Source organism: Planctomycetota bacterium (assembly GCA_018242585.1).
Lineage (GTDB): Bacteria > Planctomycetota > Planctomycetia > Pirellulales > PNKZ01 > JAFEBQ01.
Genome location: JAFEBQ010000009.1, coordinates 59029 through 65658, shown reverse-complemented (window position 1 = coordinate 65658; position 6630 = coordinate 59029). Strand labels below are relative to the sequence as shown.

Below are 6630 nucleotides of genomic sequence, written 5' to 3'. Positions count from 1 at the left end.
TCTCCCCGGGGGAGAAGGGTTAAGGCGAGTTCGCTCACGATTCGTATCGCGCTGTTGGCCTTCAAAACATCCCATCATCACCCGGCGCGAAGCAAGGCGAGGAACAAACCGGCGGACACCAGCGTCAAAGACAAGGAGCGAGCAATCATAGCCAAAGCGCCTTTCGCGGGCGGTGAAGCGAGGCGGTGGGAAGCGGGGCGCTCGGCATGATGAACCGCTCGGCAGTGAAATGCGAATTGAGCCCGCGGGAGTTTGTTACCTGGCACGCCAGTCGCATAGAATCGGTTCAATGCTCACGTGCCTGACCAGTCGTCATTCCCGCGCAGGCGGGAATCTAGTGGTTGCGGTTACCCTCTAGATTCCCGCCTGCGCGGGAATGACGGAATCGGGGCGGGCATTTGATGACTGGTTCCGAGCAGCACGGAACAACGAGGCGGCAATGGATCGCGGCGCGCAACGAACATTAGCGGTGGCCTTGATGTGGGCTGGACTGGCCATCGGAGTTGCGAAGGCCGACGAAGCGGCGGCGGACACACCCGAGCAAGTCGAAAAGCTGATCAACCAACTGGACGCAGACACGTTCGCCGCGCGCGAGGAAGCGACGGCGGCGTTGATCGCATTGGGGGACGAGGCCGCAGCGGCGGTGGCCAAAGAACTCGAATCGCCGCGCAGCGCCGAGGTCCGCCGCCGCGGCACCACGATCGCCAAGGCGATTCGCTTGAATCGAATGGCGCGCGACGCGGTGCGGCTGGACGAGTTGCTCGCCTTGGTGCGCGGCGCCGGCCAGCGCGACCTGGATCAAGAGGCGCTCGAAGGCCGGCTGAATCGCCTGGCCGTGGTCCTGAGCGAAGCGACCGGCAACAAAGAGCTGAAGCTCCCCGTCCACTTCAACGCGGTCGCCGAACAGGCGGTCGATCTGCAACGAGGCCAGGTGAAGCAGGCGCTGGTGATGGCCGATTCGGTCGCGCTGTCGGTCGTCGAAGATTCGATCATCCTGGCCGACTACGCCGCCGAGGTGTCGATTGCCAAGCGCAGCATCATCATCGCCCGCTACGCGGTGCAGGTGAACAACGCCGAAAACTGCGTGATCATCTCGGGTCGCAATCTGCACGTGTCGATGGACAAAGGGAGCGCCGTGATCAGTGGGCGCGATTGCCAGGTCAATGTCAGCGACCGATCGATTCTGGCGGGCGAAAAGGTGGACTCGCATAACCCCAAGTCGGTGATCTTTGTCAACGGCAAGCCCGACAAGCTACGCACCAATATCAAGCCCGCCGACGCCTGCCAAGCGGTAACCACGCCGGGATTGGTGATCCGGCCCGCCAAGGACGCCAATCCACTGGCCGAGAAGATTGTCGTGACCTATAGCATGGGCTCGGCCAATTCACGCGGCACGAACTTTGTCTTGTTCACGCGCGTCGGCCACCAGCGCGAATACGTGGCCCGCGTTGGACAGGATTTGCGTTCGCCCGACGGCAGCGAGATTCCCGGCCTGTCGGGTTGGACGCTGCGCTATTGCAGCTCGCAGATGGCGGTCTTCTCGAACGGAAAAGAAGAAAGTGCCCTGGAAGTAACGCGGCGCTGAATGCTAGTTCACATGCCAGGCCAACTTGCCCGCCCGAGAAGCAAACCAGCGATCTGGCCTCCCGAATTCAAAAGCAAGAACCGGAGTGCCGTCGCGTTCTTGCGCGGATAGACTTCCAAGACAGTGAAGATCAGCGACGCGACTTAGTAAGCCGAGAGCGGCGAGAACGCGACTATGAAGGCCACTCGAAAGCGACCCATACAGAGGCAGCGAGCGTTCCGCACCGACGACCAGCGTTGGCGTGCCGTCGTCGAGCGCGATCCAGCCGCCGACGGCGCTTTCTATTACTCGGTCAGCACGACGGGCGTCTACTGTCGGCCCAACTGCGCGGCGCGATTGCCCCTCAGAAAGAACGTCACGTTTCACGATACGCCCCAGGCAGCCCGCGCGGCCGGCTTTCGGCCGTGTCGCCGCTGTCGCCCCGACGAGGCGAGCCTCGCCGAGCTTCAAGCCGCCCTGGTCGCGAAGGTCTGCCGCTACATCGAGGCTGCCGAGTCAGTCCCCAGCCTGAGCGAACTCGCCGAAGTGGCCGAGATGAGCACCTATCACTTGCACCGTTTGTTCAAAGCCCAGACCGGCATCACGCCGCGCCAATACGCGGCCGCCCAGCGCGTGAAGCGACTGCGCGATGAGTTGTCCCAGCGCCCGACTGTCGCGGCCGCGATTTACGGGGCCGGCTACTCATCAAACAGCCGACTTTACGAATCGTCGGCGGCCACGCTCGGCATGACACCGACCGCCTTTCGCGAGCGAGGCAAGAACACGACCATTCGCTTTGCCGTGGGGCAATGCTGGCTGGGGGCGATTCTGGTCGCCGCCACGCCGCGGGGAATCTGCGCTATTCTGATTGGCGACGATGCCGACGCGCTGACGCGCGACTTGCAGAACCGCTTTCAAGGAGCGGAACTGGTGGGGGGCGACGCCGAGTTCGAAACCTGGGTGGCCCGCGTCGTCGGCTTTGTCGATGACCCTTCGCGTGGACTGGCCTTGCCGCTCGATATCCGCGGCACGGCCTTCCAACAGCAAGTATGGGAAGCGCTGCGCGCGATCCCCATCGGCACGACGGTGAGTTATACGGAGGTCGCCCGAAAGATCGGCCATCCAAACGGCGTGCGCGCCGTCGCCGGAGCGTGCGCCGCCAACGCCCTGGCCGTCGCCATCCCGTGCCATCGCGTCGTCCGTACCGATGGCTCCCTTTCGGGGTATCGCTGGGGCATCGACCGCAAACGAGCACTGCTGCTGCGCGAGCAAGATGTCGCTGCGCGAAACGCGCCGCGACGGTCGTAAGGTCGACGGCATCGACTGCGGCCGGGCGGCTTTCAATTCGTTGCAGCGTAGCCCTTGGAGCCGTCATTCCCGCGCAGGCGGGAATCTAGACATTAAGCCGCGCCCCTAGATTCCCGCCTGCGCGGGAATGACGGTGCGCCTGTTGAAATTTGGGTAGCACCGACAACTGGTTGTCGGTGTCGCGCAGCGACAAGAGGGCGATGGAATACCGGTCCTGAACCCTCTTGCGGCTGCGCCGCCCAGACAAGCAAGTTGTCCGGGCTACCCGCTCGATGTCCACCGAGGGGCACGGTCCCACTTTGTGCAGTTGGCAGGGCAATCCCACGCTCATTGATTGGCCGCGCCGCCCACTTTGCCTACCTCAAATCGCCGGAAGTGGGCCCATACTTCGTCCAAATTCTGCGCTGTATTGAGACCAACTGTATCGTCATGCTCGTTCATCTGGACTCGCATAGTTTTGATCGCCGCGCCATCGAACAGATACACAGTGCCTTCGGACCCGGGCTGCACCAATTTTCCATTTTCTGCTCGAACAAGACGTCGTCCAAGATAATCTCTTCCCACACGCGGATCGTTAATTCGCTCTTCTAGCCTCGCGTCTTTCGGCCATGACCGCACGATGGCATAACGTAGCTTTAGGCCCCATAGCGAGTATCCGAAGTCGATGCGGAACTCCGTTTCGCCAATGGACCATCCAACCGCGCTTTCCCCGGTGGGAGGCCCAATTCCTGTAAAAAAGATCGCTGCAATGAACCCAAATGGAACGAGAATTGAACTCACGAGGATGGTGCGTTTCATAATGCTTGGACAAGTTGGCCCACCCCGTTCGATGCAAGACAGATTGCGATGCGAGACGAAAACGGGGGCAAGGGGCAAGTCCAATTAGAGAATGACCCGGTCCCGTCTGATTCACAACGACGTATTCTCGTTCGTGTCGGCTGTCGCCTACGCAAACGCGGCCCAATCGCGGGCGGCTCTTGTGCGTAGGACGTTCGCGTCCGAGGCGTCGATAAACTCTTCCTTGACCGGATCGAACTTCAGCTTGCGCTGCATGATCCACGCGATGGCCGCCGCGTGCGACGCGATGTGCGAGCGTCGCATCACGTCCTGATTGGCGGCCGGCTTGCCGCGCGTGCGGATGCAATCGAAAAAGTCGCGGGCGTGCGCCGAGACGTCGAGTCCGCGGACGCGCTTGGCCGTTTCGGGCAGCTCCTTCTGCAACGCTTCGGGCGTGACGACCATTTCGCCTTCGTCGCCGGTCTCGACCGAGCCCAGGTCGCCGATGAAGCGAACCGGGCAGGTGCCCAGGCGCGTGATGTAAAACGGCTCGCGTTTGCCGAACGCCTCGGGCAAGAAGTCGATGATCAACTTCACGCCGTTCGCGTAGGTGCAAACGATGTTATTGACCGTCGGCTCGTACTCGATCGGTACGGTGTCGTCGGCCTGGTTCGCCCACTGGCACAGATCGACCGTGTGGGCGCCCCAATCGAGAATGCGAGCGCCCGAGTCAAAGTCCCATTGCCCGCGCCAGCCGCGACCCAGGTATTGCTTGTTGTAGGGGCGCCACGGGGCCGGGCCCAGCCACATGTTCCAGTCGCACACCTCGCGCGTCGGCTGCGGCTCGGCGGGGAGCCAGGTGTTGTCGAGCGTCGGCTTGTAGACCGAGGCGTGCATGGTGCGAAGCTTGCCGAGCTTGCCGCTGTGGACCAAGTTGACCGCTTGCTGGAAGTTCGGCACGCTGCGGCGCTGCGTGCCGGCCTGAAACACGCGCTTGGTTTTGGTGATGGTGTCGGCCAGCTCCTGACACGCGCCAATGGTGATGCCGCACGGCTTTTCGCTGTACACGTCCTTGCCGGCCTGGGCCGCCATGATCGACGCCGGCGCGTGCCAGCGGTCGCCGGTGGCGATCAGCACCGCGTCGATATCCTGGCGCGCGAGCAGTTCGCGAAAGTCCTGGTACAGCCGGAGGTCCGAGTTGCCGTAATGGCCGTCGACAAGGGCCTTGCCGGCGTCGCGGCGGACGGCCTGGACATCGGCGATGGCGACGCAGCGAATGTCCTCGAACGCGAGCATCGCCTTCAGGTCGTACGTGCAGCGCGGCCCAATGCCAATCACGCCCAGCGCCAGCTTATCGCTCGGCGCGGTCTTGCCATCGCGCGCGAAAGCTGAGGGGACAATGTTTGAGATCGTGGTGGCCGCAGTCGCGGCGGCCGAGGCCAGCAATATTTGGCGGCGCGTCGAACGAGTGTCGAGAGACATGCGAGAACTCCAGGGCAGGCGGGTAGGGGCGGGGCGTGATGGTATAGCCTAAGCCGCGGCACAGGGCGCGGCAAGTTTTAAGCGAGCGCGGCAAGAAGCCACGCCCTGTCGCCGTCATTCCCGCGCAGGCGGGAATCTAGACGCTAGGCCGTCACCCCTAGATTCCCGCCTGCGCGGGAATGACGGCAAGCGGGTAGCACCGACAACTGGTTGTCGGTGTCGCGCAGTGACAAGCGGGCAATGGAACACCGGTCCTGAACCCTCTTGCGGCTGCGCCGCCCAGATAAGCCAGTTGTCTGGGCTACCGATCCTTTTCGTAGCTTCGTAGGTCAGGCCTTGGCCTGACATCATTGTGGTCACCTTTCGCGAATGTGACCGCAAGCGGTTTGCTCACACATTTTCGTCAGGCTGAAGCCTGACCTACGGCTGTTTCAGAATCTTGCCAGCGTGCCCAATCAAATCGTGTCGATGTTTGGGTAGATTCGCTTGCCCGGCTGCGGACGCCCCCGTAGAACAAAAGGAAACAGGCCAGCCCGATTCTTATCTTTGTTGGGGAGCATGGCGGACGATGAAACGCTTTCTTTTGGCCATTGGTGGTTGCGTTCTGGCCGTGGCCGCGGCGCAATGGGCCGCACGTGCCGCCGAGCCGGCGGCCGATGACTTACAGGCCCAGATCGAGAAGACCGTCGCGCGATATACCAAGGCTTATGAAGCCCGGGACGCCAAGGCGCTTGCCCTGCTGTTCACGCCCCAGGCCGAATACGTTGATGCCGACGGGACGGTCTTTCATGGTCGCGATGCGATCGAGGCCGAATACGTAGCGGCCTTCGCGCTGGACCGGCAAGGGGCCGTGAAGATCGAGTTGACCTCCATTCGTCCGGTAGCCGACGGGGTCGTCGTCGAGGAAGGGGTGTCGACCTTCACGGCCCCCGACGGTGCCAGCAGCCAGACCCGCTATACCGCCACTCACGTCCGCCAATCGGACGGCGCTTGGCTGTTGGCCAGTGTGCGCGACCTGGAACCCGATCGGGTCAGCCCGCACGACCGGCTGCAAGCCCTCGGTTGGCTGGTCGGCGCGTGGCGCGAAGAAGTGCGCGGCAGTGTGATCGACACTCGTTGGAGTTGGTCCGAGGATGGTAACTACCTGCTCAGCAGCTTCTCGCTCAAGCGCGCCGAGCGGCGCGGGCTGCAAGGCTCGCATCGCATTGGCTGGGACGCCGAACGCAAGCAGTTCCGCTCGTGGGTCTTTGACGCCAGCGGTTGCGCGGCCGAAGGTTGGTGGCGCGAAAGCGCGGACGGCGCGTGGTCGGTCGACCTGAGTGGCGTCGACCTGGCAGGGACGCGCGTCTTGTCGACGCTCACCTACTCGCCCGATGGGAAGGACGCCTTAGTCGTACGCACCGAGGGGGCGTTGCGCGGTGGCGAGAGCGTGCCCGATGAAATGCATCGCGTCGTGCGTCAACCGCCCCAGCCGGAAAGCGCCAAGTAACCAGCAAACC

5 protein-coding genes are annotated in these 6630 nt (G+C 63.1%); 3 read left to right on the top strand and 2 right to left on the bottom strand.

Annotated elements, in window-relative coordinates:
• The first annotated feature begins 439 nt into the window (after positions 1-439).
• Both JSS27_04620 and ada read left to right on the top strand, forming a co-directional pair.
• A complete protein-coding gene (locus JSS27_04620; GenBank protein MBS0208219.1) occupies positions 440-1585 on the top strand; it encodes a hypothetical protein in 1146 nt (381 codons plus the stop codon).
• Positions 1586-1759: 174 nt separating this feature from the next.
• The gene (gene ada / locus JSS27_04615; GenBank protein ID MBS0208218.1) at positions 1760-2872 is read left to right on the top strand and encodes a bifunctional DNA-binding transcriptional regulator/O6-methylguanine-DNA methyltransferase Ada; all 1113 of its coding nucleotides are present in this window, start codon (positions 1760-1762) and stop codon (positions 2870-2872) included.
• 327 nt (positions 2873-3199) lie between these two features.
• Here ada and JSS27_04610 read toward each other — a convergent pair whose 3' ends face one another.
• Complete coding sequence (locus JSS27_04610; protein ID MBS0208217.1) at positions 3200-3670, bottom strand: hypothetical protein; 471 nt, start codon at positions 3668-3670, stop codon at positions 3200-3202.
• A gap of 147 nt (positions 3671-3817) precedes the next feature.
• Positions 3818-5131 carry a Gfo/Idh/MocA family oxidoreductase gene (locus tag JSS27_04605; protein MBS0208216.1) on the bottom strand — a complete coding sequence of 438 codons (1314 nt, stop codon included), beginning with the start codon at positions 5129-5131 and terminating at the stop codon, positions 3818-3820.
• A 568-nt stretch (positions 5132-5699) separates the two neighbouring features.
• Between JSS27_04605 and JSS27_04600 the strand changes: the two genes are divergently transcribed.
• Entirely contained in the window at positions 5700-6620 is a 921-nt protein-coding gene (locus JSS27_04600; GenBank protein MBS0208215.1) for an SgcJ/EcaC family oxidoreductase, read from the top strand.
• Positions 6621-6630: the final 10 nt, after the last annotated feature.